Annotated in this window: 27 protein-coding genes; 11 read left to right on the top strand and 16 right to left on the bottom strand. The window is 39.1% G+C overall.

The genetic code is table 11. The features are described 5' to 3' along the window. The first annotated feature begins 102 nt into the window (after positions 1-102). The 7 genes from G7074_RS11250 (at position 103) to G7074_RS11220 (ending at position 6,267) form a co-directional block, all read left to right on the top strand. Positions 103-756, top strand: coding sequence for a sensor histidine kinase (locus G7074_RS11250; protein WP_166208429.1), 654 nt, complete (start codon positions 103-105; stop codon positions 754-756). 4 nt (positions 757-760) lie between these two features. After that, positions 761-1,402, top strand: coding sequence for a response regulator transcription factor (locus G7074_RS11245; protein ID WP_166208427.1), 642 nt, complete (start codon positions 761-763; stop codon positions 1,400-1,402). Between the two features lie 189 nt (positions 1,403-1,591). Beyond that, complete coding sequence (locus G7074_RS11240; RefSeq protein ID WP_039472733.1) at positions 1,592-1,969, top strand: BlaI/MecI/CopY family transcriptional regulator; 378 nt, start codon at positions 1,592-1,594, stop codon at positions 1,967-1,969. Next, positions 1,966-3,954 carry a M56 family metallopeptidase gene (locus G7074_RS11235; RefSeq protein ID WP_166208425.1) on the top strand — a complete coding sequence of 663 codons (1,989 nt, stop codon included), beginning with the start codon at positions 1,966-1,968 and terminating at the stop codon, positions 3,952-3,954. Before G7074_RS11240 ends, G7074_RS11235 begins: the two co-directional genes overlap by 4 nt. Before the next feature lie 17 nt (positions 3,955-3,971). Continuing rightward, positions 3,972-4,613, top strand: a complete 642-nt coding sequence (locus tag G7074_RS11230; protein WP_124558099.1) for a TonB-dependent receptor plug domain-containing protein — start codon at positions 3,972-3,974, stop codon at positions 4,611-4,613. A gap of 26 nt (positions 4,614-4,639) precedes the next feature. Further along, entirely contained in the window at positions 4,640-5,374 is a 735-nt protein-coding gene (locus tag G7074_RS27170) for an energy transducer TonB (protein WP_166208423.1), read from the top strand. 194 nt (positions 5,375-5,568) lie between these two features. Further along, positions 5,569-6,267 carry a TonB family protein gene (locus tag G7074_RS11220; RefSeq protein WP_166208421.1) on the top strand — a complete coding sequence of 233 codons (699 nt, stop codon included), beginning with the start codon at positions 5,569-5,571 and terminating at the stop codon, positions 6,265-6,267. A 510-nt stretch (positions 6,268-6,777) separates the two neighbouring features. On the opposite strand, the gene G7074_RS11215 is transcribed toward G7074_RS11220, so the two are convergent. From G7074_RS11215 to G7074_RS11205, 3 genes are all read right to left on the bottom strand, one after another. Next, positions 6,778-7,548, bottom strand: a complete 771-nt coding sequence (locus tag G7074_RS11215; RefSeq protein WP_124558102.1) for a succinate dehydrogenase/fumarate reductase iron-sulfur subunit — start codon at positions 7,546-7,548, stop codon at positions 6,778-6,780. A gap of 66 nt (positions 7,549-7,614) precedes the next feature. After that, positions 7,615-9,594: a fumarate reductase/succinate dehydrogenase flavoprotein subunit gene (locus G7074_RS11210; RefSeq protein ID WP_124558103.1), complete on the bottom strand. Its 1,980-nt coding sequence runs from the start codon at positions 9,592-9,594 to the stop codon at positions 7,615-7,617. Between the two features lie 19 nt (positions 9,595-9,613). Further along, positions 9,614-10,294: a succinate dehydrogenase cytochrome b subunit gene (locus G7074_RS11205; protein WP_124558104.1), complete on the bottom strand. Its 681-nt coding sequence runs from the start codon at positions 10,292-10,294 to the stop codon at positions 9,614-9,616. 326 nt (positions 10,295-10,620) lie between these two features. Between G7074_RS11205 and G7074_RS11200 the strand changes: the two genes are divergently transcribed. Continuing rightward, complete coding sequence (locus tag G7074_RS11200; RefSeq protein ID WP_124558105.1) at positions 10,621-11,742, top strand: thioredoxin family protein; 1,122 nt, start codon at positions 10,621-10,623, stop codon at positions 11,740-11,742. 89 nt (positions 11,743-11,831) lie between these two features. Here the strand turns inward: G7074_RS11200 and G7074_RS11195 are convergent, their stop codons facing one another. The 11 genes from G7074_RS11195 to G7074_RS11145 form a co-directional block, all read right to left on the bottom strand. After that, the gene (locus G7074_RS11195) at positions 11,832-12,023 is read right to left on the bottom strand and encodes a cold-shock protein (protein WP_039472718.1); all 192 of its coding nucleotides are present in this window, start codon (positions 12,021-12,023) and stop codon (positions 11,832-11,834) included. Between the two features lie 112 nt (positions 12,024-12,135). Next, positions 12,136-12,738, bottom strand: coding sequence for a tetratricopeptide repeat protein (locus tag G7074_RS11190; protein ID WP_158673977.1), 603 nt, complete (start codon positions 12,736-12,738; stop codon positions 12,136-12,138). Between the two features lie 8 nt (positions 12,739-12,746). Next, complete coding sequence (locus G7074_RS11185) at positions 12,747-13,889, bottom strand: hypothetical protein (protein ID WP_124558107.1); 1,143 nt, start codon at positions 13,887-13,889, stop codon at positions 12,747-12,749. Further along, a complete protein-coding gene (locus G7074_RS11180) occupies positions 13,868-15,865 on the bottom strand; it encodes an urea transporter (protein WP_166208419.1) in 1,998 nt (665 codons plus the stop codon). Before G7074_RS11180 ends, G7074_RS11185 begins: the two co-directional genes overlap by 22 nt. An 8-nt stretch (positions 15,866-15,873) precedes the next feature. Beyond that, positions 15,874-16,020, bottom strand: a complete 147-nt coding sequence (locus G7074_RS11175; RefSeq protein ID WP_166208417.1) for a hypothetical protein — start codon at positions 16,018-16,020, stop codon at positions 15,874-15,876. 14 nt (positions 16,021-16,034) lie between these two features. Then, positions 16,035-17,378, bottom strand: coding sequence for a diaminopimelate decarboxylase (locus tag G7074_RS11170; protein ID WP_124558109.1), 1,344 nt, complete (start codon positions 17,376-17,378; stop codon positions 16,035-16,037). 76 nt (positions 17,379-17,454) lie between these two features. Continuing rightward, entirely contained in the window at positions 17,455-18,522 is a 1,068-nt protein-coding gene (locus tag G7074_RS11165; RefSeq protein WP_124558110.1) for an ATP-grasp domain-containing protein, read from the bottom strand. A gap of 21 nt (positions 18,523-18,543) precedes the next feature. Beyond that, positions 18,544-18,786 carry a PqqD family protein gene (locus G7074_RS11160; protein WP_124558111.1) on the bottom strand — a complete coding sequence of 81 codons (243 nt, stop codon included), beginning with the start codon at positions 18,784-18,786 and terminating at the stop codon, positions 18,544-18,546. Then, the gene (locus tag G7074_RS11155; protein ID WP_166208415.1) at positions 18,783-19,484 is read right to left on the bottom strand and encodes a LytTR family DNA-binding domain-containing protein; all 702 of its coding nucleotides are present in this window, start codon (positions 19,482-19,484) and stop codon (positions 18,783-18,785) included. Before G7074_RS11155 ends, G7074_RS11160 begins: the two co-directional genes overlap by 4 nt. A 17-nt stretch (positions 19,485-19,501) precedes the next feature. Next, a complete protein-coding gene (locus G7074_RS11150; RefSeq protein WP_166208413.1) occupies positions 19,502-20,689 on the bottom strand; it encodes a sensor histidine kinase in 1,188 nt (395 codons plus the stop codon). Positions 20,690-20,743: 54 nt separating this feature from the next. After that, positions 20,744-21,253, bottom strand: a complete 510-nt coding sequence (locus G7074_RS11145; RefSeq protein ID WP_124558114.1) for a hypothetical protein — start codon at positions 21,251-21,253, stop codon at positions 20,744-20,746. A 311-nt stretch (positions 21,254-21,564) separates the two neighbouring features. Between G7074_RS11145 and G7074_RS11140 the strand changes: the two genes are divergently transcribed. Beyond that, a complete protein-coding gene (locus G7074_RS11140) occupies positions 21,565-21,909 on the top strand; it encodes a four-helix bundle copper-binding protein (RefSeq protein WP_166208411.1) in 345 nt (114 codons plus the stop codon). Positions 21,910-21,969: 60 nt separating this feature from the next. Here G7074_RS11140 and G7074_RS11135 read toward each other — a convergent pair whose 3' ends face one another. Beyond that, entirely contained in the window at positions 21,970-23,520 is a 1,551-nt protein-coding gene (locus tag G7074_RS11135; RefSeq protein WP_124558116.1) for a trypsin-like peptidase domain-containing protein, read from the bottom strand. A gap of 315 nt (positions 23,521-23,835) precedes the next feature. On the opposite strand from G7074_RS11135, the gene dapF reads away from it, so the two are divergent. Further along, positions 23,836-24,618 carry a diaminopimelate epimerase gene (gene dapF / locus G7074_RS11130; protein ID WP_124558117.1) on the top strand — a complete coding sequence of 261 codons (783 nt, stop codon included), beginning with the start codon at positions 23,836-23,838 and terminating at the stop codon, positions 24,616-24,618. 6 nt (positions 24,619-24,624) lie between these two features. Here the strand turns inward: dapF and G7074_RS11125 are convergent, their stop codons facing one another. Further along, positions 24,625-25,008 (bottom strand): hypothetical protein, encoded by a 384-nt coding sequence (locus G7074_RS11125; RefSeq protein WP_166208409.1) that lies wholly within the window; start codon positions 25,006-25,008, stop codon positions 24,625-24,627. Positions 25,009-25,409: 401 nt separating this feature from the next. Here G7074_RS11125 and G7074_RS11120 point away from each other — a divergent pair, with 401 nt between their 5' ends. Continuing rightward, entirely contained in the window at positions 25,410-26,579 is a 1,170-nt protein-coding gene (locus tag G7074_RS11120; protein ID WP_166208407.1) for an efflux RND transporter periplasmic adaptor subunit, read from the top strand. Positions 26,580-26,608: the final 29 nt, after the last annotated feature.

Here is a 26,608-nt window from a genome sequence, read left to right as displayed (position 1 = left end):
TTACTGGCATCATTAGTATTTCTTTTGATGCCAATATTTTTATTGCTTTATATCAGATCATATAACAAGCATAAAAAAAATCATTTTCTCGAAAAGCAGAATATGCAGCAGAAATTCGAAGCCGAAATGCTGCAGGCCCGTGTTGAGGTACAAGACCAAACCATGCAGAGCATTGCTACTGAACTGCACGATAATGTGGGTCAGCTGCTCAGTCTTACTACGCTTACCCTTAACTCGGTAAATTTATCCGATGAAATTAAAGCCAAAAAGAAAATAGAAAATTCGCTCGAGCTGGTTAACAAATCCATTAAAGAACTGAGAGAACTGGCTAAACTTTTACATGGCGAGCAGCTGGTAGAAAACGGTATTGGCCATGCTATCGACCAGGAAATTAGCTGGCTAAGCAAGAGCGGAGCCTATACCATTAAGGTTAACAATACCCTATCGGATTCGGGTTACAGCTCACCAGATAAAGACCTGATTATTCTCCGTTTACTTCAGGAAATTATTAACAACATTATTAAACACGCGCAGGCTACCCAGATACAGATCGATGCGCATCTTAAAACAGGCAAACTCAGCCTGATTGTACAAGAAAATGGTGTTGGTTTTAATCCCGATGAAATTAAAGCAAAGAAATCGGGAATGGGCCTTAATTCTATTTATAAAAGAATTGAGATGATCAATGGAAAATTAACACTAAATTCGGCACCAGGAGAGGGTACTTCAACTTCAATAGAAATCCCCTATCCTTAATTATATGCAGAATCCTAGTATCGCTATTGCTATCGTTGATGACCACACCCTTTTTCGCTCAGGGTTGGCCAGTTTATTGGAAGAATTTGATGAAATAGAAGTAAAGTTTGAGGCCATAAACGGAATCGATCTTCAATCTAAAATTAACCATCATCCCGATGTTCAACTGGTGCTAATGGATATTAACATGCCGGTTATGGATGGTTTTGCAGCAACTAAATGGGTTAAAACTAATTTCCCAAAGGTGCATGTACTTGCCCTGAGCATGCTCGAAGATGAAAAAGCAATTATAGGTATGCTTAAAGCCGGCGCTGGTGGCTATATGCTTAAAGAATCTACTCCATCGGATCTATTTGCTGCGATTAAAGTAATTGTAGAAAAAGGCTTCTTTGTAAACGAGCTCGTATCGGGCAGGCTCTTGGTTGCACTGAAAGACACCGATGCAAAACCTATTTTTTCGGCAAGAGAACTTACCTTTTTACAGCATTGCAGTACCGAACTTACGTATAAAGAAATTGCCGATATTATGAACGTGAGTCCGCGAACGGTTGATAATTACCGCGAATCACTTTTTGCCAAGCTCAATATCAAATCGCGCACCGGACTGGTAGTATATGGCATAAAAAACAGTCTGATTAGCATCTAACCAAAATCAAACTACTACAAAAGCTTATTCTCCTGCCTAATTTTCAGCCTTTACTTTAGTAAGCTAATCCGATCAGGATGCCCTTTATTTTTTTCTAATATTTATCAAATAAAATTTGGATAACTAACCAATTAGTTTTAACTTTAGTTTAAGCAAATTATTTTGCCCGTCCTTATTATTATTACCATGATGGAAATTAAAGATTTAACTAAAGCCGAAGAGCAGATTATGCAGGTTTTATGGCAACTGGAAAAAGCATTCGTCAAAGAAGTAATTGATGAACTACCGCTTCCTAAGCCGGCTTACAACACCGTTTCAACCATTATCAGAATCCTGGAAACCAAAGGATTTATTGGCCATGAGGCGTTCGGGAAAGCACATCAGTATTATCCCTTAGTGAGCAGAGAAGAGTATAAGCGCCATGCAACAGAAAAATTGCTGGGCAATTACTTCGAAAATTCAGTAGAGAGTATGTTCTCTTTCTTTGTTAAAGAAGAAAAACTGGATTTAAGTGATGTTGATGAGATTTTAAAAATGATCAATAACATTAAACACAAACCAAAATGAGTTTTGCCCACTACCTATTGCAGGTAAACCTATACTTGGTTGTTTTTTACGGTGTTTATAAACTACTGCTGGATAAGGAGACCTATTTTACCTTAAACCGTATCTATCTGGTATCTGCAGGCGTGCTTTCGTTATGTATCCCATTTATTCGTTTAGAGTGGCTTACCGAACATAAAGCTGCCCAGCAGGTTTATACTACAGTTAACTGGGAAGCCGTATTGCAACAAGCCACAGTAGTAACAGAGCGCAACAACGGCCTCATTTGGGCAAATGTATTTGTTTATATCTATTGTGCAGGTATCCTGTTTTTCTTAGGTAGATTGGTATTTAACTTACTGGCGGTGAAAAAAATGTTGGTACCAGGAAAAGCCGGAGTGGCTTTCTCTTTCTTCGGCAAAAAAATTATCGATCAGAATTTGCCTCAAATGGATGTAATTGATATTCATGAGCAGGCACACATTAAGCAATGGCATACCGTTGATATTTTGTTTTTTGAAATTTTAGGGATCATTACCTGGTTAAACCCCATTATATACCTCTATAAAAAAGCGATTAAAAATATACACGAGTTTTTGGCAGACGAGCTGGCAGCAGCGTACCAAGGCGATAAAGCCGAATATGCGATGCTGCTGCTCAGCAAATCTTTCGGCATTTTGCCCAATGCTTTAACCAACAATTTTTTAGATAAATCGCTGATCAAAAAAAGAATTTTCATGCTTCATAAAGAACGGTCTAAAAAGATCGCCATTATGAAGTATGGAATTTTTATCCCTTTGTTTGCACTTCTTATTGTATTTTCTTCGGCTACGGTACGTAAAAACGAGAAGTTAATCTCCATTACAGATCGCATTCCATTAGAAAAACCAATAGAAATTGTACAGCAAATGGTAACCGAAACACCTGCTGAAACACCAGTAGTACGCAAAGTTTCTGTTGAAGGTAAAGCCGATGCGAACTGGAATGGTTTTTACCAGTTCTTATCCAAAAACATTAAATACCCTGCCATAGCTAACAGCAACGAGGTGCAGGGCAACGCCCAGGTAAAATTCAGTATAAAAAACGGGAGGATTATAAATATCTCTTCTAATGTGGAGCTCGGTTCTGGCTGCGACGAAGAGGTAATGAAATCCATTTTATCGTACAAGGACTATAAAAAAATAGCTGACGGGAAATATGCACTAACCGTTGGCTTTAATATTCCAGAGTCTTCAGAACAGTTTAAAAACAAAGTGTTGCCTAAGCCAGCTGGCTATACCAACCTAAACAAAATCATGGTGATGGCGTATCTGCCTACTCCTGCCGAGCCAGAAGTAAATCTGGAACCCGATCAGGATAAAAAGGTTTACGATTTCGTTTCAATAGAAAAACAGCCTGAATTTCCGGGCGGGATAGTCAAATTTTATAAATATTTAAGTGGTGCAATTAAATATCCTACGCTGGCACAAGAGCGAAACGTACAGGGGAAAGTATTTTTATCATTTGTGGTAGAAAAAAATGGCTCATTAAGCGATGTACAGATTACAAGAGGCCTGGGTAGTGGTACCGATGAAGAAGCCCTGAGGGTTATTAAAGAATCGCCAAAATGGTATCCAGGCATTCAGAATGGTGTACCTGTGCGCGTAAAATATAACATTAATGTTAATTTTACACTTAGCGACGGTGAAACAAAGCCCGCAAAAACCGTAAATTCTGATGCAACGACTGTTAAATTTAAAAATGAACTAAACTTTAACGGTGTAATTGTTGTAGACGGTGTAAGATTAGCCGATAATAGCTCTTTTAACACCCTTAATCCAAATAATATCGAATCTATTGAGGTGTTAAAAGATCAGGCGGCAACATTGCTTTATGGAAGTGCCGCCAAAGCCGGAGCCATCGTTATTACAACTAAAAGTCCAAAAAACAGTCTTTTCAAAAAACCAGATCAGAAAGAACTCACCATTGACAGAGCTGTTCCGTTTTTTGATGTGAGACAAAAATTCTAACTAAAAAACTGACTGACATGAAAAAAACAATTGTATTTACGGCTATAATGGGTTTAACCATGGCAGCCTTTGCCCAAAAAGCAGACAGTACTAAGAACGTAACGATTAAAATTCGTGGTAATGCAATATCTGACGCGAAACAACCACTGATTGTAATTGATGGCAATAAGCAATTTAGCAGAGATATTAACCAGATTGCGTTGGAGCCAGACAATATTGAATCGATAAATATACTAAAAGACAATAGTGCTATTTCTACCTATGGAGCTGACGGCTTTGCTGGTGTGATAGAAATTAAAACAAAAGGTTCGAAAGAGAGAAATAGCCTAACTGCCTTAGATAGTAATATGAATTCAAACCTGAAAGGAAAAGTTTATGGTCTCACTGTCCGCCCTGGTATTGCACAGCCAGTCGCCTCTAATGGATCGGGCTTTTCTATTTCAAAACTTGGCATTAAGCTAAAAAATGGTGCATCATCTCCTTTATACATTGTAGATGGTAAAGAAACAGATAGGAACATCACTATAGATCAGGATAGTATTAAATCTGTTGAGGTTTTAAAAGATGCTGCTGCCAAAAAACTTTATGGCGATAAGGCAAAAAATGGCGTAATTATTATTACAACAAAAAATGCAAAACCGCTCTCCGAAAAGAATTAAATAATTAACCTTTTAATTAAAAAACAATGAGAAAGCTAATGATTATAGCCCTACTGGGCTGTGCTATGTTCATTAATTCGGCAAATGCGCAAAATAAAGACCAGAAAGTATACGATTTTGTATCGGTACAAAAGCAGCCTGCCTACCCTGGCGGTATTGCCAAATTCTACGAATACATTAAAAAAGAAATAAAGTACCCCGAAGTTGCCAAAAAGAACAAAACCCAGGGCAAGGTGTTTCTTTCATTTGTAGTAGAAAAGGATGGCAAATTAACAGACATTGTAGTTATACGGGGCTTAAGCCCGGAAACCAATGCAGAAGCCATCCGGTTGTTTAAACAGTCGCCAAAATGGAACCCAGCCATGCAGGATGGGAAACTAGTACGTGTAAAGTACAACATGGCTATAAATTTCGACCTTGCCAAAGCTGGCAATACTAAAACAGCAAGCCTTCAGCAGTCGGACACTAAAACACCTCAATACCAGGGTGGATTGACTAATTTATACCGTTATCTGGCCAAAAACATTAAGTATCCTAAAGTAGCCCAAAAAAATAATGTGCAGGGAAAAGTGATGCTCTCATTCAATGTAGAAGAAGATGGTAGCCTATCCAATATAACCGTAATAAAAAGCCTGAGTAAAGAAACCGATGAAGAAGCGATCAGAGTAATGAAATCATCGCCGCGCTGGAATCCCGGGCTAGATAAAGGAATTCCTGTGCGCAGCAAATATGTGATGAACATCAATTTTACGCTTAGTTAATTAAATATTATTGATGAGCAAATCTCCAGTTGTTACATGACTGGAGATTTTTTATACATTATGCCACGTAATGCCTTCATTAAATTTAAGTTAATTTTATCGGTACCTGATAGAAAAGGCAAAAAACCACTCATAAAAATCGGCTGCTTCGCGTCAGGCCGCAAGTCTGAATTTAGTAAATACTATATTTGGGCATGAAAAAATATCTATTTACACTGCTCAGTCTTTTAACCCTTTTTTCTGCCCTGCAAGCGCAGGAGGTAAGTCCCGTTACCACTAAACCATCCGTTATTTTGGATGGCAAACTATTAGTAAACGGCGTGGATACCTTGCGTAAATTTAAAAAAGAAGACATTGAATCTGCAACCATTTTAAAAGACAGAAATAAAACTGCCCTGTTTGGAATTAACGATAACAATGGCCTGCTCATTGTATTTACCAGGGCAAAACAAAATACCGCCGAAAATATTGCCCTTAAAGAAAAGATAGCTAAGCTTAATATTGCAACAAAACCCGATATGGTAATGAAGGCAGGCCAAACTGTCAACCCCTCGAGAGATTCGATTGCCAAAGGAACATTCGACTTCGTTAGCATAGAGAAACAACCTGAATTTCCGGGCGGTTTAAAAGCTTTTTATCAGTATTTAAGCGCTAATATCAAATACCCAAAAGAATCGGCAAGGAATAAGATTCAGGGAAGGGTATTTTTATCGTTCATTGTAGAAAAAGATGGTGAGTTAAGCAACGTAAAAATAATGCGCGGAGTTAGCGCCGACATTAACGAAGAAGCCATAAGGGTTATTTCAGGTTCACCGAAATGGAATCCAGGTATTCAGTTTGGTGTACCGGTACGTGTAAAATACAACATCAACGTTAATTTCGCACTTAACTAATTACCATTCCTAACCTAAAAAACACAAAACCCCAGCAAAAAATTGCCGGGGTTTTATGTTTTCTCTCCTGTCTCGGAGCAATAAATTTAGAAAAACTTTAATGTATATGCAAATATTACAGAATAAAATTTCCATTTAGGCAAAACTTTAATATGCATACATAGAATTATTGTCAGTTTCGCAAACTTTTATTTTGTCGACTGTTTGTTGCCCTAGCTTTCGATTTTAAGGTTTCTCGTTTCGTATGTTTTCAATACACCACATAAATGTTAAATCGATAGCTAAATTCAGTTTTACCGCTGGTTAAAAAACGACTAGGATTTGTATTATTATTATTTTCGATTTAACCAGTTTTATCATGTTTTTAATCAGGTTTACCTTCTAAAAGCAATTTATTAAATGACAAAGCGCATAAAAAGGACGTGGCTTATACCAGCGTTTTAAACTAAAAAGCCCCCACTAGGTGGAGGCTTAACAATCCAGCTGTTAAACTGGATGCACAGTATATTTTTAAACTGTTTCTTCTGAAATGAATTTCGAAGAAGCAAAGTCGCGGTTCATACGGGCAATATTTTCTAAAGAAATTCCTTTAGGGCATTCTGCTTCGCAGGCACCGGTATTGGTACAGTTACCAAAACCTTCGGCATCCATTTGCGCTACCATGCTTTGTACACGGCGATAACGCTCTGGCTGACCTTGTGGTAACAATGCCAGTTGAGAAACCTTTGCCGATACGAAAAGCATTGCAGAGGCATTTTTACAAGTAGCTACACAAGCACCACAACCGATACAAGCTGCCGCCTCGAAAGCCGCATCAGCCTGCATTTTAGGAATAGGCAGGTTATTGGCATCTTGTGCATTACCGGTATTTACCGAAATAAAGCCACCAGCAGCAATAACCCTGTCAAATGCAGAACGATCTACCGTTAAATCTTTTACTACCGGAAAAGCCGCGGCTCTCCATGGCTCAACCACAATGGTATCTCCATCTTTAAAAGAACGCATGTGCAACTGGCAGGTAGTTACCAGATCTTTTGGTCCGTGTGGACGACCATTGATGAACATCGAACACATTCCGCAAATACCTTCGCGACAATCGTGATCGAACACCACTGGTTCTTCGCCTTTATTAATCAGATCTTCGTTTAACACATCGAACATCTCCAAGAAAGACATATCTGGCGAAATACCGGATAATTTATAATCAACCAAAGCACCTTTGGCATTGTTATTTTTTTGACGCCAAACTTTTAGCGTTAAGTTCATATTTCCTGTACTCATGATATTGAGATTTAGGCGGGGAGCATAGGGCAAAGTGTTTTACAACACTTTGCCCTATGCACTCTGCTATTTATAACTTCTTTGTGCTACTTTAATATTTTCAAACTTCAATTCTTCTTTATGAAGCTCGAAATTTACACCTTCTTTAAATTCCCATGCGGCAACGTATGCGTAGTTTTCATCATCACGTAATGCCTCACCCTCTTCCGTTTGGTATTCTTCGCGGAAGTGACCACCACAACTCTCGTTACGGTTTAATGCATCGATACACATTAACTCACCTAATTCGATAAAATCGGCAACGCGGCCAGCTTTCTCCAACTCAGTGTTTAACTCATCAACTGTTCCAGGTACACGAACGTTACTCCAGAATTCGGTGCGTAAAGCCCTGATTTCCTGAATTGCTTCGTTTAAACCTTTCTCGTTACGGGCCATACCGCATTTTTCCCACATGATATTACCTAAACGTTTGTGGAAATGATCTACAGATTTTGTTCCCTTAATGTTGATCAGGGTATTTAAAATGCCTACAGCTCTTTCTTCGGCCTCTACAAACGCAGGGTGATCGGTCGGAATAGCTTTGGTAGAAATTTCTTTTGATAAATAAGCACCAATGGTGTAAGGTAAAACAAAATAACCATCGGCTAAACCTTGCATTAAAGCCGATGCACCTAAGCGATTAGCACCGTGATCAGAAAAGTTAGCCTCTCCGGTGCAATATAAACCCGGTACCGAAGTCATTAAGTTATAATCAACCCAAAGTCCACCCATGGTATAGTGTACCGCAGGGTAAATACGCATTGGTGTTTCGTAAGGGTTTTCACCTGTAATCTGCGCATACATATCGAACAGGTTACCGTATTTTTCTTTAATTACGGCAGTACCTAAACGCATGCAGGTTTCTTTATCCGGATTGTGGTTACCCGCCTTAGCAGCTTCAATTTTTCCGTAACGCTCGGTATTGGCTTTAAAATCTAAGTAAACAGCTAATTTAGATGTACCCACACCATAACCTGCATCGCAACGCTCTTTAGCTGCACGTGAGGCCACATCACGTGGAACCAGGTTACCAAAAGCAGGGTAACGGCGCTCTAAGTAATAATCTCTTTCATCTTCAGGAATTTCTGAAGCTTTACGGGTATCATCTTTCTTTTTAGGCACCCAGATACGCCCATCATTACGTAACGATTCAGACATCAGCGTTAGCTTTGACTGGTGATCGCCGGAAACAGGGATACAGGTTGGGTGAATTTGTGTATAGCAAGGATTTGCAAAGTAAGCACCTTGTTTGTGTGCTTTCCATGCTGCTGTAACGTTACTACCCATAGCGTTGGTAGAAAGATAGAATACGTTTCCGTAACCACCTGTACCCAATACCACTGCATGACCGAAGTGACGTTCGATTTCGCCGGTAATTAAGTTACGTGCAATAATACCACGGGCTTTGCCATCGATTTTAACAACCTCAAGCATTTCGTGGCGGGTGTACATTTCTACTTTACCCATACCAATCTGGCGTTCTAAAGCAGAATAAGCTCCCAATAACAATTGCTGACCGGTTTGACCCGCAGCATAAAAAGTACGTTGAACCTGTGTACCACCAAATGAACGGTTATCTAACAATCCGCCATACTCGCGTGCCAAAGGCACACCCTGGGCCACACACTGATCTATAATATTGGCACTTACTTCGGCCAAACGATGCACATTGGCTTCGCGGGCACGGTAATCGCCACCTTTAATGGTATCGTAAAATAAGCGATAAGTGCTATCGCCATCATTTTGATAATTTTTTGCTGCATTGATACCACCCTGAGCCGCAATGGAGTGTGCTCTACGCGGTGAATCCTGGAAACAGAAACATTTAACTTTGTAACCCATTTCGGCCAGAGTAGCTGCCGCCGATGCGCCTGCTAAACCCGAACCTACAATAATTACTTCGATAGTTCTTTTGTTCGATGGGTTAACCAAAGGCACAGAAGACTTATACTTAGTCCATTTGCTTGTTAACTCGCCTTCTGGAATATTTGAATTAATATCTGACATATCTCTTTTGTGCTAAAAACTAATTAATTAAACCTGCATAAACTGCAATTGGCATTGCGGCGAAAAGAATCGAAATAATGATCGAATACCAAACACCTAAGCCTTTTATTATACCGTTATATTTTGAGTGGTTCCATCCTAATGTTTGGAAAGCCGAAGCAAAACCATGCAATAAGTGGTAGCATAAAGAAAACATAGCTAAAATGTACACCACAACCCTTACCGGATCCTGGAATTTCTCTCTCATTACTGCATACAAATCTTCGTGGCCATTGGCATCTACAGTTGGTATGCCGGTAAAACGAGAAACTACCCAAAAATCTTTTAGGTGAACTACTAAGAAAATAAGTAATAGTGTACCCAATAAACCCATTGAGCGGCTATACCATTTACTATTTGCCTTACCATCGTTTACTGCATATTTGACCGGCCGTGCTTTTTGGTTTTGCAAGGTTAGCCTTAATGCCTGAAAAATATGTACAAGCAAACCAATAAACAACACAATTTCGCCCGCCCTAATAAGCCAGTTGGTGGCCATAAAGTGCGCCCCAATGTTAAAGGTTAAGCCACCGTCATTAATGAAAATTAATGCATTAATAAAACAGTGTACTACTAAAAAAAGTATCAGGAACAAACCTGTAATACCCATGATGAATTTCTTCCCTATTGATGAAGAAAACGCATTTCCGAAACCACTCATTTGATTAGGATTTATATCTATATTTCTTGCAAAAGTATTTAATTATGAGTTTAATTTATAAACGAATATGACAAAACAACGATAAAACATTTATTTAGAAACATTCTAAAGCATATTCAGAGATAAATGGAAGATTAGGCGATTATTCTGGTTTTATAATAGAATATTACTCATCTTATGGAGGAACAACAGCCCAAGTTACTACGATAAACTGTATTGTAATAGTTTCTTTACCCACATGGCAGATATACTAAAGATTTATTTTCACTTACACTAATTAAACCAACTAAACTTTTCGTTATATTTAGCTCTCCAAATAATCAAACATGAAAAAACAGCTCTACCTGATTGCGCTCGTCGCCTGCCTGTTCTCTGCATGCGACCCTGCACCTGCTACCTTTAATGTAGAAACCAAAAACTTTGGCCCGAATGCGGTAATTACCATTCAAAGTTCTGAAAATAGCGAAACACTAAAAGTAGAAAACATCACCAATGGAAAACAACATTTTAAGATCAATGTGTTTAATAAAGGCTATGCCATTTTAAGAACAGAAGATGGCACGAAAAAACAGGAGTATTTCTTTTATCTGGATAAAGGAAATTTCGATGGGGTATTAGATGGATCAGACATCAACGCTTATCCCTTTAAAAGCCTCCCCTCAAAAAAGGGTGAAGAATTTATTGACTTTTATAAAATACGCCAAAACCTGACCAAAAACCTAATGGATAGTCTCGTGATAGTAGAAGATGAGTTGGATAAGGCAAATCCAAACAACATTATGGAGCGGGCCAAAAATGCAGATCGCTGGAGAGAGAAAAAAATCCACTTCGAGTTTAATGCTATAAAAGCTTTCGCTAAAAAATTCCCGGGGTCTGAATTAAGCCTTTTTCTGTTGGAGCGTTATGGCAGGGCCGAAACTGATCCTAACCTTTACACATCTATTATTAACAGCTTAGATGATGAGGTTAAAGAAAGTAAAAGAGGTAAGCAACTTTTAAAAGAGACCGAGCAAGCCAGCAAAATGATGGCCGGAAGCAAAATGCCAAATATTGAAGGTGAAAACCAGCAGGGACAGAAATTCGATTCCAAGATCTTAAAAAAGGTCAATCTTTTTATCTGTTGGGCATCTTATAGCACAAAAAGCAGAGAAAACAACCGCATTCTAACTACGCTTTATGATAAGTATAAAAATAAAGATGTCGAGTTTATTGGTATCTCCTACGACAAAAAGAAAGATTGGTGGATAAATGTAATTAAAGACGATAAGCTAAACTGGCCACAATATGCTGATTTAAAGGGAGCAAAATCCCCAAATGCAAAAAAGATAAGTAATTACAGCATCACTTATTTCTTTTTGGCTGACAAAAACGGTACGGTATTAAGTAATAACGATCTGAATTTGGATTTAGTTGACGACGAAATCAGTAAAAACCTGGCAGGCAGATAGACCTGCTTACTGCAAAACCTACATTCAAAAGCAAAAAAAAGGTCCCGATTTACATCGGGACCTTTTACGATTTATGTGTTTGAGTTTTCTTAAGCTACTTTAACATTTACCGCGTTTAGGCCTTTTCTACCTTCTTCTACTTCGTAGTTTACGGTATCATTCTCGCGAATGTTGTCAATTAAGCCTGAAGCATGAACAAAAATTTCGGCATCGCCATTTGACGGGATGATAAATCCGAAACCTTTAGTTTCATTAAAAAATTTTACTGTTCCTTGTTGCATTATATTGTATTTTAATTTGCGTCAAATATAGACTTAAATACCTATAAATCACTTTTTTATTTTTTAATATTTAAATAATTGCTAAATATATTGATTAATTGCCTTTTAAGCCCTATTTAACCGATCTATTTAGCCCATCTGTGCTCGATGTATCACCTGGTTTTATCAATAATGCGCGTTCAAAACAAGCTTTTGCTTCTGATTTTCTGCCTGAAAACAATAAAGACCAACCTAACATGTGATTGCCATCATAGTCAAAAGGGTACAAAGCCACAACCCTGGCAAAATACTTGGAAGCATTTACATACTGTTTCCGGTTGTAGATAATTACCCCCACCCAATAGTTTGCCTGCGTATTTTGAGGATCAATTTTAATGATGCTATTATATTGCTCCATCACTTTCTCCCAACTGCCTAACAACGACAGGGCTTTTATTAAACCAAACCGCGCTTCAACCGAATTTGGTCGTGCTGCAATTGCCCTGTTATAATAATTTTGAGATGCAGTATAGTTCTTGGCCAAATAATACAACCACCCTATCCTGAGGTTGGTTTCATAATTATTTTCGGCATAAAAAGGCATTATATCACTTATGGCTTCGGTATAACTCTTTTTACTTTCGTTGTTATAACTATTTTGGAAGGCCTTTTGCAATGCAACATTGGTTTGAGCATTTGCCTCAAATACAGATAAGCCAAGAATTGCAACTACCATAAATTGTTTTAAAAACTCCATGTAATGCCTCCGTTAATTGAGTGTTGTAAATAGTTAAATTTAAAGATATTATCAGATTTACGTTCAAATGTATAATTCAATCCTAAAAGTAGATGTTGTTTTAACAAAAAATAACAGTTTGCTCCGGCTTTGAACTTCGTTTTATCGAATCCGTTATAAATATACAATGCATCAGCTTCTGCATAATTGTATTGGTTACCTAAGGTTACCACACCTTCAAACCAAAGTTTGCTGATGGGCTTAATGCCAAACAACTGCTGTACAACTATGTTATGATCACTTAACACATCAACCAGTGAAAAGCGGCTAATGCTGTAAAAATCCAGATTTCCTGATAAATATTTTACAAATTGCATGTTGTACTGCCTTGTTTTTTCATCGCCAATTTGCGATAAGACAAAATCTCCCTGTAAATCACCGGCATCTCCTGCATATTTAACGCCTAACAAGATCGCATTGTTCTGATACACCAATTGCCTCAAATCAGACCGCATGTAATGATAGGCCCCAATAAAGCTAAATCTTTTAAGGGGCGTATAACTTAATTTTGCATAGTAGCCTGGCTGTACAATATGATCATCGTGTACGGGCTGATTATAGTAGGAAAACGAGGTTGATAAATTTAACTTGTAAGTGAGACCGAAATTAACAAAAGCCCTCGAATAGGAAGAGTTGCCCCTTTCGTAAATATTGGTAAACTTAATCCCACTCTCTGCCCCTGCCGAAGTAATTTTAAACGGTCTTAATTGTTTGCCTTCTACTCTTGCCGTATCTAAAGCAACGGCAAGCCAGCCAGCGTTCTCCGGCCGGTTTAAATTAATGTTACATAAATAAGCATAGTAAAGGGCAATCTGGTTGTGCTTATCATTGGCTAAAACTTTATTGTACTGAACAAGCGCATCAATATAATTACCACGAACAAATGAGGCATAGGCGACACGCAACCGCAGCAAGGGGAAATCTTCGCCCTTATTAATTGCCGCTTTACCAAAAACAATAAGTTGCTGCCATTCGGCAGCATTAAAAAGCGCCAAAGAAGTACTATCAGTTGCCTGATAATTGCTTTGCGCTTTGGCAACTGTTATCCAAACAATTAAAAGCAAGGCTGTTAAACTGAACTTGTTTCCCATTTTACTTTTAAATGTTTGTTTTTATATTGAACAGCAAACTCCTTTATGCCTTTATATCCGATAAAAATTTCACCATTCGACAATTGTTTACTGCCCCCTGAAAGTTGTTTGTTTACTGCTGCATGTATAATTAATGCGCTTGCATCCGTTTTAACAGAATTGCAATAGTTATGCCTGACAAAACTGTAGAATGGAGCCAGTATATCTTGCAGCCATAAAGCCGGATTAAAACTTTCAGCATCTATGGCAAACCTATCGGCTACAGGTTGTGCCGAATAATTAACTTTATAGGCAATCTGGTAAAAACGGAAAAGCAAAGCGTTTTTATCGCCATAAAACCTGGTAAAATAAAATATATTGGCATTGCTTACAAAATAGGCTACAGCCTGGTTCTCCTGGCAAAAAAAGTAAGTTGCGTTAAAATCATCGGTAAATACTTCCCAGGTTTCCACCTGTCCATTATCACCTGTAGCACTAGCGATGTAACCAGGTTGAAAATGAAAAGCATTCTTTAAATATGGGTTTATTTCAGGGCGTTCTACAGCACTTCCTTCCTCAGGTATTTCGAAAGAATGCAATATAGCCTGATTTGCTGAAGTGAAATAAGCAATGGGATAGGGATATGTTTTGGATCCGATGTAGGGCGTGCACTGAACCTGAAAATGCAAATGTGGCTCTGGCGAACGGCCAGAATTGCCGCAAAGTGCAATAATATCGCCTTGTTTTACATAGTCGCCCACTTTAACTTTTATACTGTTCTTTTTTAAATGCGAAACCTTGCTGTATAAATTTTCGGCGTGTTTAATTACAATGGTATTTCCCCAGTTTTGTTGCAGATTAACCTGGCCAATCGCATTATCGTCTACATGGCCTATTACCTCCTTCACCACACCATCGCCAACTGCTAAAACAGGCTTATTAAAACAGTAATAATCTTCGAGCTTTAATCCTGGCAGTTGATAGCTTTTATTATCAATATCTTTTAATACAAAATCTAATGCATGCTGCCAATCTCCTTTGTGTGTAATTTCTCCTTCGTAACCCTGCGAAACCGTCCACGCGCCCATAAATGGCAAACTGAAATTAAAGTATTTAAAATCTTTCAACCTATACTGGCCATTTAAAAACTGGTATAAATTGGTTTCGGGCGAATAATGCTGCAACGGAGTAAGCTGAAGTTTGCCCGCTTTTTTTCTCAACATAAAAAAATATAACAAACCAATGGTAACCAGGCAAAAAGGCAATGAAAATACAGGAAGGTTAAACAACACCAATATGCGAGATAAGCCATTGAGCACAAGAAAGGTAAAAGGTATAACTGCAATTGCCCACAAATATGAACGCCATGATGGGATAAGGAAAAAACCACCAATGGCGCAGCTAACCATCATAAAATTTGCGCCCAAATGGTAATTACTAATGCCTTCTGGATAAGTTCCGGTAAGATGGTTAATAACACAGGCGGTAATAAAACCGATTACGAGCAAGCTAAAACCAATGCGCGAATGGATAAAAAACCCAATACTGATAATTATACCCGCAAGCACACTATTTTGAAACAGGATAGCACTAACCGACCTAAAGAAAAGCAGTACATATGCTGGTACGCTCAGGTGATCGAAAAGATGGCAAAGCTGGGCAAAACGGGAGGGTGGATTTGCGTTTAGTTCAAATATCAGCGAGCTACCTTTTTGCAGTAAGCCCATACCCAAATAGCCGTTGGCAGCAATTAAAACCATCCAAAAGGTAAGCACAAAAGGGATAGAAAGTCCTGGCAATGCGTACTTACCTAAAAGTGAAGTGAGGTTAACACTTAAAACCACACATAACAAACATGCTGCGCTTAACCATAACCAGAAAGCAAAACTGAAACCAAAAAAAGTACCGAAGCCAATGCCAAGCAAAAGTGAATTAAAGCTATAAAGTCCTGATTTAATATCTTCTTTTTTAAAACCTAATACGGTAACCAGTAACAAGGAGCCGATTACGCAAACACCCCCGTAAACCCTGCATCGAAATTAAAAAAGGAAACAACCAACAATAGGGCACCTAAAACCCGGTTCTGCGAGAAGAACAGGATGGCGTAGCTATTTAAAGCAGCGTTAAGGTAATATTGCAGATTTTTTCTCAACTTCTTTAATGGTTTTATTTTAAGTAATCGGGTACTTCCTCCATCATTTCTAAATAAGCAAGGTTTTCGGGTTTTCTGATCAGATGGCTTTTACCATGTTGATCAATCAATACTACAGCCGGCCGCATATTGATAAATTGCATCCACTGCGTCATGTTGTAAGCGCCAACTTTATGTACAACAACCTGATCGCCCCGCTCTAATAGCGGTAACATAATGCTTTCGCGTACAACATCAATATTCATGCAGAGTGGACCAAATAAAACAGTTTCTTCAGTGTACTGTCCCGCTTCTTTTGCAACACTTATTTTATGATCATACCAGTTAGAGGTAAATAGAATATTGATACCAAAATCAAAAATGGTAGCCCGCCTGCCATCGCTTAGCCTTTTGTTGGCCAAAACACTCCCAATCAAATAACCGGCATCATCAATCAATACCCGCCCGCTTTCCAAAATTAAAAGGGGCAGTTCGTCTGTAGCAAAACCAGCATCTAAAATGGTATTGGTAATGGCATCGGCAAAATCATCAACTGATGGAACCGTATCTACCCCTGGTAGATAAGCTCCTTTTAGGGTATTGGTTGAGGGAAATCCTCCTCCCAGGTCTATATATTGCAGCGGATTTTGAAGTTCGTTTTTACATCGCAGCGCTAACTGACAAAGTTTAGTTGCAGCAATACCGTAAGCGGCTGTTGATAGCATGAAGGTACCAATATGGCAATGCAGGCCAACAAGTTCCAGCTTATCGGCTTTTGAAATTTTGGCAATAGCGGTCCAGGCCTGGCCATTTTCGTAGTTAAAGCCAAACCGATCCCAAATCGGATAAACTCCGGTATCAAAATTAACCCTAATAGCCACTTTTGCAGTTTTATTAATCCTTTCGGTAATTTGAATCAGCAAATAAAGTTCATCGAAATGATCGATGTGGATGAGCGAATGATTTTCTATCGCCAGAATTAAATCGGCTTCTTTTTTATCGGGTCCGTTAAAGATAATCTGATGACCGGCAACGCCATTGCCCAAAGCTTTATGATACTCAAAACCAGATACAACCTCGGCCCAGCTTCCCTCCTGATGAAAAACCCTGCAAACGGCATTCAGGTAATTGGTTTTATAACTCCAGGCAAACTGCACTTTCGGATAACGTGTTTTAAACGACCGAAGCGCCGCCTGGTAATTGCGCCTGATCTGTTTTTCGGACAAGACAAAAACCGGCGAACCGTATTGCTCAACCAGGTCTTTAACGGCAACGCCATCAATGCTTTCAACAGGGTCAAAATCAGTACGGGTACCAAACTTGTTCATAAGTCCGGTATTCATTTTCCTGATGGTTGGTCGTTCGTATTTTTGTTTCATCTTCTATTAGTATCAAGGGGTTAGCAGGAAGTATCAAGACCCGATTCGGCCCAGTGTTTATTTCCTTTCTACCTTTTTATAATTCTCCAAAAGCCGATAACTTTTGAAATTCTGCTACGTCAACAATATTATCCCAAGCATAGCGGACAAACATTTTACCAGCAGTGTACGCTGTTAATTCTTGTACAGGCTTACCCAAAGCCAAATCAACCAGCAATTTGGGCTGGTTTTGCCCAGCAGCAGCCGATAAATAAATCCACGCCGGAAAACGGGGGTTAACCTCCATAATATATAAAGCGTCGTTGTCATCGCGCATAATTTCGAGCTCAAAACCACCTTTCCACAAGGTTGCTTTAGCAAATGCCTTAGCCAGGTTAATCAGTTTTTCGTCTGCTATGGTAATTCCTGCCCAGGCTTTACCCTTTTCGGTAATGTACAATTTACGCATGGGGATTACGCTAAGGGCATTTCCACTACCATCGGCAAGACCGGCTATATTAATTTCAGTGCCTTTAATAAATTGCTGCACAATAATAGGCAGCCCCCATTTGGCTTGCAATTTGTAAAAAGCTTTGTAGGCTTCGCTGATATTCTGTACAACACTGGCCTCGTAAAATTTTCCTTTTACTACCAGCGGAAAGCTTAATTTATCAGCTATCTGATCAAGTTCCGACACACCAAAAATGGTTTCGCTAACAGGTACATCAAAGCCGTGTTTATAGCCAAATGCCCGCAGATTTACTTTATCGCGCGCGGCCAGCTGCTGGTGTGTAGGCAAAAAAGTATGGATACCCATATTCAACAGCTCTTTTTCTAGCTTAATAAAATTAAATAGCTCTGCATCAAAATTCGGGATCAGCACATCAATGTGTTCTATTTCCTGAATTTGCAGCAAACGTTCTTTCAATGCCTCTGTTCCGGCAGTTGGGTAAGGAATGCGATAGGTCTTATCTACCAAATTGCTTAAATAAATAGCAGGCTCCAGCGTTTCGTAGGCCAGGCCAATAATCCTTAAGTTTTCTCCAAAACCATCCTTTAACGCCCTGATTACCGCTAGGCCAGGGCCGGGATTATCGTTGGCATTTAAGCCCGTAACTGCAATGGTTAAGGCTTTTGTTTGGTCTGGCTTGGGAGAAACGCTCATGATTAGTGTTATTTTTCGGGGTTACAAATCTAAAAGATTTGCCTCCTTTAGTTGCAGCATATAATCGTCCCAATCTCTTTCCAGCTGGCACAATTCTACTTCGTATAGATCGAGGATTTTCTGTTTAATTTCCATCTCGCTTTCCCCGGCTTTTAAACAGGTTAAAATCTCTGCTGCGATGGTATTGCTGGTAAACGAATCGCCGGTTGCCGGATTGAAAATAAATCCGTTTTCGCTTGTTGCTATGTTTGCCTTTAATTTCATATCCCCTTCTGTTGGTTGATAAAACCGCTGTATGCATCACCTATAGGCAATTCGGCATTGGTTAAATTTACTTTTCTGTTGTGTATCGATTTAATTTTGGTTAGCGCTACAATAAAGCTCCGGTGTACGCGGGCAAACTGATCTTCAGGCAGCTTTTCCAGCACTTTTTTCATGGTCATGAGGGTTAAAACCGGCTTATCTGCATTGTACAGGTAAATTTTAAGGTAGTCGCCCATGCTTTCTATGTATTCAATATCGCGGAGCAAAATCTTAATCATTTTATATTCCGAGTACACATAAATGCTCTCGTCGCTGGTATTCTCCTGTGTAGCATTTTTGTATTTATGAAAGTCTATTGCTTTTTCTACCGCAGCGGTAAAACGATTAAAATCTATGGGTTTTAACAAATAATCGATAGCCTGAAGCTCGTAACTCTCAAAGGCGTAGTTGCGGTAAGCAGTAGTAAAAATAATCATCGGGCTATTTACCAAACTGCGTACCAGTTCAACACCTGTAATATCAGGCATGTTCACATCTACAAATAACAAATCTACAGGGTTCTGCTTCAGGTACTCTGCACCCGATAAAGCATCTTCAAACACCTGCACCAATTGCAAGCCCGGAAACCTGGATACATAGTTCTTGATCAGTTCGAGCGCTAAAGGCTCATCATCGATAGCTACACATTTTAGGGCCATATTGTCGTTGTTAAAAGTTAGCAATTTACACAAAGATTAACGGTAAACATTTCGCCGGTGTTTTTAATGTTTATGCTGTGTTGCTGTGGATATAAATGTGTTAACCTTTGGCGTGTATTGGCTATTCCAATTCCCGACCGCTCTAAATTAGATTTATGTCCGTAAATTTTATTCTGGCATGAGAAATCAATTTTATTAGTATCGATGCTCAAATTAATACTGATTACGGTTTTTTCCTTTTTGGTTACCCCATATTTAAAAGCATTTTCGATAAAGGTCATAAAAATTAAGGGTGCAATTTTTTTTCCTTCAGATCTTCCGGCTACCAGAAAACTGATTTCGGCATCGGCTCCCAGTCTTAGCCTTTGCAATTCAATGTAATCGCGTACACAATCTATTTCATCCCTTAACAGCACAAAATCCTGCGTTACATCATCAGTAACGTAACGCATAATATTCGAAAGCTTCATGATACTTTCTGAAGTATGTTCGCTATTGATGACCGACTGCGTATAAATGTTATTGAGGGTATTGAAAAGAAAATGGGGGTTGATTTGTGCTTTCAGGAATGAAAGCTCGGCCGTAGCCTTTTCGGCCTCTGCCTTTACCACTTTCGATTCGGCGGTTTGCCAACGCTCAACGGTACTGGTGGCAATACTCAAACCCATAATCATCATAAAAATAAACAGGCTGATTACGTCAATATTATCGGGTTTGTGCAAATCTAAAATCCCTTTCTGTTTTTTCAGGTTCGGGTCCTGCATTCTCAAATCCTGATTGGGCAGGGGGCCGAAAGGCATTTCTGCATTAGGCCCGATTACACTATCCTTACCCGGCTGCAGCGATTGGTTTAAGCCTTTTGGTTGTTTATTCGTCTCGCCTTTTAATGCCGCCATTACACTTTTGTTGTGCCCAAGCAGGTTGTCGTAAGGCTGGGCATAATACACAAAGCTAAACAAGCCTAAAACAGTTGCCGTATATAGCAGGTACCGTTTTTTGAACATGAGTTTAGGAACCAGTACCAGGGCATTGAAATAAAACATTAACATGTAAGTAAGACAAAACAGCCAGTAAAATGGCGATGCCAGCAACAAAAAGCTACTTTGTCCCGATTGTTCGTTATTGATGAACAACAATGGAAAGGTTAGGAATAAAAGCCAACCTGCCACATGGATAATAAAAGTTGGAGCTTTAAATTGTTGCATGCTACAAATTAATAATATTTTTTCTGGCCGCAGGAAAAGAAATGCCAGTAAGACCTAACTGTAAACCAAACTGTTACTTTCCTTGTAATTTACCATTAGGTTTTCGGTAATTTTTATCATGATGGTTTCGCCACCTGTGTTTTGGTTGTCGTAACTTAAAACCAGTAAATCGCCAATGATTTCGTGAAGAACCAATGTGGGGCTGGTGTAGGTAAGTGAAACCACATGGGCAGCTTTATTTAACAAATCGGAACTCAGAATATGTAATTCGGCCCAATCAAATTTAAGTGCATTACCATCCAAATCGCCCATTACCGGCATTTTACCATCTAAAGCTGCAATGCTCGGCATAACCGAATACTGCAGTTTCTGATGCAACGAACCAGCCTTTTCGTTTAACTGCAACATCTGCGAAAAAGTATGAGCCTGCTGATTTTGGCTGAATATCTTTGATTTCTTCTGAAATTCCCTGTAGCTATCGTGGAATATCCTTCTTTCAAAATCGTTTTGGCACATGAAATTGAAATACTGTTTTACGCTGAGGTTAATGTGAGCTAAAGCCATAATATTTGGTTTTTGTTGCTGTTTCAAATATGTAACAATAAAAAAATTAATTTTATAGAGTATCGGTAAACACTGATAATCAATCGGTAAATCACTAAACTAAATCGCAATGATGAATTTAGGATGAACATGGATTAATTAACAAAACGGGCTTATGTTCCAAAACGCTTCAAAACGGATTTAATATATTTTACCTCGACGAACATTAACAAACTTTAACAAGTGCCGCCACCATATTTTGATTTATTAGAACCGTTTAATTTCCTTTAGGTTATTAATAGAGAGCATATTGATAACTAAATTTTTGAGCTATGGAAACACGGAATAACCATGCCTTAATAAAGGCTTTATTAGACTGCGCACTGGCATGCGAGCATTGTGCAGCATCATGCCTGCAGGAAGAAGACCTTAGCATGATGATCGACTGTATTAATCTGGACCGCGATTGTGCCGACATTTGTACACAGGCCGCCAGGTTCTTGCGGCGTGATTCGGTAATCGGCCCTCAGTATTTACTGCTGTGCGAAGAAATTTGCAGGTTATGCGCTGCAGAGTGTGGTAAACACGACCATGAGCACTGCAGGCAGTGTGCCCTAATGTGCGAAGAATGTGCAGATGCCTGCCATGCGCATCACGAGCCAATTCACCAGGACTAAAAAAAGCCCTCCCGATATCTTCAATCGGGAGGGCTTCTTAAAACTATTTTTATCTGTTAATTATTGAGCCGGGAAACTGTAGTTATACGATCCTTGCTCACCAACTCCACTAATGCTTACCATGTTGTTTCTACCTAATGGTAGTGCTTTTTGTACGTCGGCTACCGAGTTTACAGGTTGCCCGTTTACTTTTGTAATAATTAAGCCTTTTTCTACACCAATGTTATCGAAAGCTTTGCCAGTTGTAACCGAAGTTACCACTACACCGCCGTTAATGCCGTATTTAGCTTTTTGAGCCTGACTGGCAGGAGCAAAAGTTGCACCCAATTTCGAAACTTCAGCACCTTTACTTGCTGTGTTATTGGCCGTTAAACCTACACTGGCTTCACCTTTAAGGGTAACAGTGTAGTCTTTCAAAGATCCATCACGCAATACAGTTAATTTAACTTTATCGCCTGGATTTAAACGACCAACTCTTTCCTGTAAGTCTGGCGAATCATTAATTACCACACCATCAACTTTTTTAATTACGTCGCCTGATTTAATACCAGCCGCAGCAGCACCACCGCCAGCAACTACATCATTTACATATAAACCACTGATTTCGTTGGTTTTAACACCTTCTTGTTTTTCTTCTCCACTTAACGGAACAAAACTAACACCAATATATCCACGTTTAACCGAACCATATTTCATAAAATCATCAACAATTTTACGGGCAAGGTTAACCGGGATAGCAAAACCATAGCCCTGGTTATAACCGCTTTGCGAAGCAATTGCTGAGTTAATACCAACTAACTCACCATTTGCATTTACAAGTGCACCACCACTGTTACCAGGGTTAATGGCAGCATCTGTCTGAATAAAAGATTCGATGCTTGTATTTGCCGGACGATCTGGTCTTTTACCAGTACGTTGGTATTCGCGGTATTCTTCTTCTGTAATTTCGTTGCCTTGTTGCTCGCGGCCAATGATACCGATACTGCGGTTTTTAGCACTCACAATACCTGCAGTTACCGTTGTATTTAAATCTAACGGGAAACCTACCGCTAAAACCCACTCGCCTACCTGTACATTATCAGAGTTACCCATTTTTACTACCGGTAAATTGGTTGCATTTACTTTAATTAATGCTAAATCAGTATTTGGGTCGCGGCCAATTACCTTGGCTTCTACTTTACGTCTGTCGGTTAAAACTACTTCAACCTTCTCTGCATTTTCTACTACGTGGTTGTTGGTTACAATATAACCATCCTGACTGATGATTACACCTGAGCCCGATGCTGCCCTTGGCTGACGTTGCATTTGACGGCCACCGCCACCGAAGAAATCTTCCATCATATCAAACGGAGAAGAGCTTCTGCCACCGCCACTTTGTGCGGCATAAGTGGTTTTAATGTGCACCACACCTGGCGCAACTGCTGCTGCAGCCTGTGTAAAATCGGTTGTACCTGCCGATGATACCTTAAGTGGATTATTTGCAAAATATAAATTCTGTTTTTCAGAAATTGTACTGCCTGTTTGGTTACGTTCAAATAGTTTGTAACCCCCTATTGCTGCTGCCCCACCTATAAATGCAGCTAACACGGTAATTCCCAATATTTTTTTCATGTGCTATATTATTTTAAAAACCCCTGATCTATTATAAGCCATTTTGCTAGCTAAATGTTTTAGCCTACAATATTTCATTTGTTAAATTTACTAATTTTTGCGGGAGTGTTTGTTTCACTTTGATTTAAGCAGAATGCTCCTGCAGTTTTTATCTGCTAAAATTTCTTTTCGTTAATTATTCAAATTTAATACCATATAAACGATATTTGCATCATTAGTGCACCTGGTTTTGTGTTAAAAAATGTTAAATCAAAAAAACACGAGGTGCAGGTTACCCTTTGCAATTCAAATATTGCATTAAAAGATGAAGCTTTCATGAAAATTAATTTCTATAAATATCAGGGCGCAGGCAACGATTTCATTTTAATAGACCACACCACGAGTCCGTTAAAAAACATTGATAATCAATTAGTTGAACAACTATGCCACAGAAGATTCGGGATAGGTGCAGATGGTTTAATGTTCCTGACCAAACACGAAGATTACGATTTTGAAATGCATTATTTTAATGCCGATGGCAACCTGGGCAGTATGTGTGGTAATGGTGGCCGGTGCATTGTTGCCTTTGCCAAACAGCTTGGCATTATTGATCGGGAAACCAACTTTTTGGCAGTAGACGGGCCACATTATGCCAGAATTTCAGAAAATGGCGAATGGGTTGATTTGCAAATGATTGATGTAGACACGGTTAACAAAGATGGTGATGCCTATGTTTTAAATACAGGCTCCCCGCATTATGTTGCTTTACAAACCGGTTTAAAAGACCTGGATGTTTTCAATGAAGGCAAAAGTATCCGTTACAACGATACTTATAAAACCGAGGGTATAAACGTAAACTTTGTAGAAGATAAAGCCGACCACCTGTTTGTGCGTACCTACGAGCGTGGTGTTGAAGACGAGACCTATGCCTGTGGCACCGGGGTCACTGCAGTGGCTATGGCCATGGCCAAACATAAAAACCTGAGTGGCCACATTAAAACCGATATTAAAGTTTTGGGTGGCGATATTAAAATTGAATTCGATTACGATGGTGCTGCATTTACCAACGTGTTTTTATGCGGACCAGCCAAATTGGTTTTTGAGGGAGAGGTAGATTAATCAAACTCATTTTACTATCTTATAATAAAGGGTATCAACATCAGCCAGATTTTGTTGGTACCTTTTCACTACTACTGATTTCACTTTTTCCATTTTTTTCAGATTCCATCGCTCATTTTTATAAAATGAGTAATAGGCTTTTGGATAGAAGTTCTCATTTTCTTTTAGGGCCATTTTTTGATAAACCAAGTGTATGGGGTCTAAAACCAAAACACTGTCCCACTTATTTTTTGTAAAGCGATATTGATAGTCGAGCCGCGAGGGATAAGAAATTACTACGATTGAATCGGCATTCGCATGAATTGATTTGTAATTATAATAGTGGGGTGCGCCTAGCATTAAACAGCCCGAGCCCAATATCATAACCGTTAGCAGCAAAAGGTATTTCATATGTTTAAAGCTAAGAAAAATTTTGAGTGCTATCTCTTCCCTGGCAGTGTAAAATATACACCATTTATCTCCATCTCTGCTCGAAATAAACAACAGCCCGCTGTGACAATTCCAATACAGAATCGACGATTTTAACAGCTTTTAACATCTGTCTCAAGATATTTACAAGCACCATTTTAAAATAAATAAAGCAGTTAAATTACTTAAAAACAATATTTTAGTTATATTTAAGTAGCGTTCCAAACGCAAAATAAATCAATCGATTGATTAAATGACAGAATTTGGACAGATTTATTTTTGTTTAGGCTCTATTTTTGGACAGTTATCGGCGACGATTAAAGCCCATCAATTGACAACGCCCTTAATCCGGAAATTTAAATTTAAACACACAGAAATAGTCCATGAGAAAAGTAACAACTCTCTTTTTTAGCATGAGCATTGGTATGCTTTTGGCATCCTGCGGAAATAACGACGAAGCTAAAAAAGCTGCCGCTGCTGCTGCTGCAGGTCCGCAAGCTTACCCAATATTTACAGTAAATACACAGAACACCACCCTCGATTCAGATTATCCTGCAACTATAGAAGGCATCCAGAATATCGATATTCGCCCAAAAGTTGATGGTTTTATCGAAAAAATATTTGTTGATGAAGGTGCGGTGGTTAAAAAAGGTCAGCTACTTTTTACCATCAATGCCCCTCAATACGAACAACAGGTTAGAACAGCCAGGGCAGCCATAAGCAGTGCTGAGGCCGATGTGAATGCCGCCCAGTTAACGGTAAACAAGACCAAACCCCTGGTTGAAAAAGATATTATCAGTAAGTATGACCTGGATGCAGCTCAATTAACGCTTCAAAGCAGAAAAGCTGCGTTGGCACAGGCAAAGGCAGAGCTGGTAAATGCGAGGGTTAATCTTGGTTATACTTCAATTACCAGTCCGGTAGATGGTGTAGTAGGCAGTATTCCTTTTAGAAACGGAAGTCTGGTGAGTAGCAGCAGCACACAGCCACTAACTACGGTTTCGAATACCTCTAAAGTTTATGCTTACTTCTCTTTAAACGAAAAACAGCTTTTAGATTTTGCCAGCACCTATAAAGGCAAAACCCTAACCGAGCAAATGAATAACATTCCGCCGGTTAGTTTAGTACTTGCTGATGGAAGTGTTTACGCGCAAAATGGTAAAATCGAATCAATTAACGGTCAGATTAACACCAACACAGGTTCGGCAAGCTTAAGGGCTACCTTCCCTAACCCGGTTTTCCTATTAAAAAATGGTGCCAGTGCTTCGGTTAGAATTCCTCAGCATGTTGAAAATGCTATTCTAATCCCTCAGAAATCAACAATCGATTTACAGGGTAAGAAATTCGTTTACATTTTAGGCGATTCGGCTAAGGTTGTTAATACGCAAATTGAGGTAATGGAATTAGCCAAAGGCAATTTCTACGTAGTTACAAAAGGGCTTAAAACCGGCGACAAAGTGATTTTAGAAGGTTTCCAATCGTTAAAAGACGGCACAAAAATTAAACCTGAAGAAAAAGCAGCCGATTCAGTTTATGCTGAAATAAAAAAATAAAAATACAATTAGTGCAATCACACTGTATC

It is taken from the genome of Pedobacter sp. HDW13 (assembly GCF_011303555.1).
Lineage (GTDB): Bacteria > Bacteroidota > Bacteroidia > Sphingobacteriales > Sphingobacteriaceae > Pedobacter.
Note: the sequence above shows the minus strand (reverse complement) of the source record. Positions and strands in the feature narration are given on the sequence as shown.

Excerpts from the sequence above, each read along its gene's own strand:
- G7074_RS11250 (WP_166208429.1), top strand. The coding sequence starts at position 103 with ATGCAGCAGAAATTCGAAGCCGAAATGCTGCAGGCCCGTGTTGAGGTA.
- G7074_RS11245 (WP_166208427.1), top strand. The coding sequence starts at position 761 with ATGCAGAATCCTAGTATCGCTATTGCTATCGTTGATGACCACACCCTT.
- G7074_RS11240 (WP_039472733.1), top strand. The coding sequence starts at position 1,592 with ATGGAAATTAAAGATTTAACTAAAGCCGAAGAGCAGATTATGCAGGTT.
- G7074_RS11235 (WP_166208425.1), top strand. The coding sequence starts at position 1,966 with ATGAGTTTTGCCCACTACCTATTGCAGGTAAACCTATACTTGGTTGTT.
- G7074_RS11230 (WP_124558099.1), top strand. The coding sequence starts at position 3,972 with ATGAAAAAAACAATTGTATTTACGGCTATAATGGGTTTAACCATGGCA.
- G7074_RS27170 (WP_166208423.1), top strand. The coding sequence starts at position 4,640 with ATGAGAAAGCTAATGATTATAGCCCTACTGGGCTGTGCTATGTTCATT.
- G7074_RS11220 (WP_166208421.1), top strand. The coding sequence starts at position 5,569 with ATGAAAAAATATCTATTTACACTGCTCAGTCTTTTAACCCTTTTTTCT.
- G7074_RS11215 (WP_124558102.1), bottom strand. The coding sequence starts at position 7,548 with ATGAGTACAGGAAATATGAACTTAACGCTAAAAGTTTGGCGTCAAAAA.
- G7074_RS11210 (WP_124558103.1), bottom strand. The coding sequence starts at position 9,594 with ATGTCAGATATTAATTCAAATATTCCAGAAGGCGAGTTAACAAGCAAA.
- G7074_RS11205 (WP_124558104.1), bottom strand. The coding sequence starts at position 10,294 with ATGAGTGGTTTCGGAAATGCGTTTTCTTCATCAATAGGGAAGAAATTC.
- G7074_RS11200 (WP_124558105.1), top strand. The coding sequence starts at position 10,621 with ATGAAAAAACAGCTCTACCTGATTGCGCTCGTCGCCTGCCTGTTCTCT.
- G7074_RS11195 (WP_039472718.1), bottom strand. The coding sequence starts at position 12,023 with ATGCAACAAGGAACAGTAAAATTTTTTAATGAAACTAAAGGTTTCGGA.
- G7074_RS11190 (WP_158673977.1), bottom strand. The coding sequence starts at position 12,738 with ATGGTAGTTGCAATTCTTGGCTTATCTGTATTTGAGGCAAATGCTCAA.
- G7074_RS11185 (WP_124558107.1), bottom strand. The coding sequence starts at position 13,889 with ATGGGAAACAAGTTCAGTTTAACAGCCTTGCTTTTAATTGTTTGGATA.
- G7074_RS11170 (WP_124558109.1), bottom strand. The coding sequence starts at position 17,378 with ATGAAACAAAAATACGAACGACCAACCATCAGGAAAATGAATACCGGA.
- G7074_RS11165 (WP_124558110.1), bottom strand. The coding sequence starts at position 18,522 with ATGAGCGTTTCTCCCAAGCCAGACCAAACAAAAGCCTTAACCATTGCA.
- G7074_RS11160 (WP_124558111.1), bottom strand. The coding sequence starts at position 18,786 with ATGAAATTAAAGGCAAACATAGCAACAAGCGAAAACGGATTTATTTTC.
- G7074_RS11155 (WP_166208415.1), bottom strand. The coding sequence starts at position 19,484 with ATGGCCCTAAAATGTGTAGCTATCGATGATGAGCCTTTAGCGCTCGAA.
- G7074_RS11150 (WP_166208413.1), bottom strand. The coding sequence starts at position 20,689 with ATGCAACAATTTAAAGCTCCAACTTTTATTATCCATGTGGCAGGTTGG.
- G7074_RS11145 (WP_124558114.1), bottom strand. The coding sequence starts at position 21,253 with ATGGCTTTAGCTCACATTAACCTCAGCGTAAAACAGTATTTCAATTTC.
- G7074_RS11140 (WP_166208411.1), top strand. The coding sequence starts at position 21,565 with ATGGAAACACGGAATAACCATGCCTTAATAAAGGCTTTATTAGACTGC.
- G7074_RS11135 (WP_124558116.1), bottom strand. The coding sequence starts at position 23,520 with ATGAAAAAAATATTGGGAATTACCGTGTTAGCTGCATTTATAGGTGGG.
- dapF (WP_124558117.1), top strand. The coding sequence starts at position 23,836 with ATGAAAATTAATTTCTATAAATATCAGGGCGCAGGCAACGATTTCATT.
- G7074_RS11125 (WP_166208409.1), bottom strand. The coding sequence starts at position 25,008 with ATGAAATACCTTTTGCTGCTAACGGTTATGATATTGGGCTCGGGCTGT.
- G7074_RS11120 (WP_166208407.1), top strand. The coding sequence starts at position 25,410 with ATGAGAAAAGTAACAACTCTCTTTTTTAGCATGAGCATTGGTATGCTT.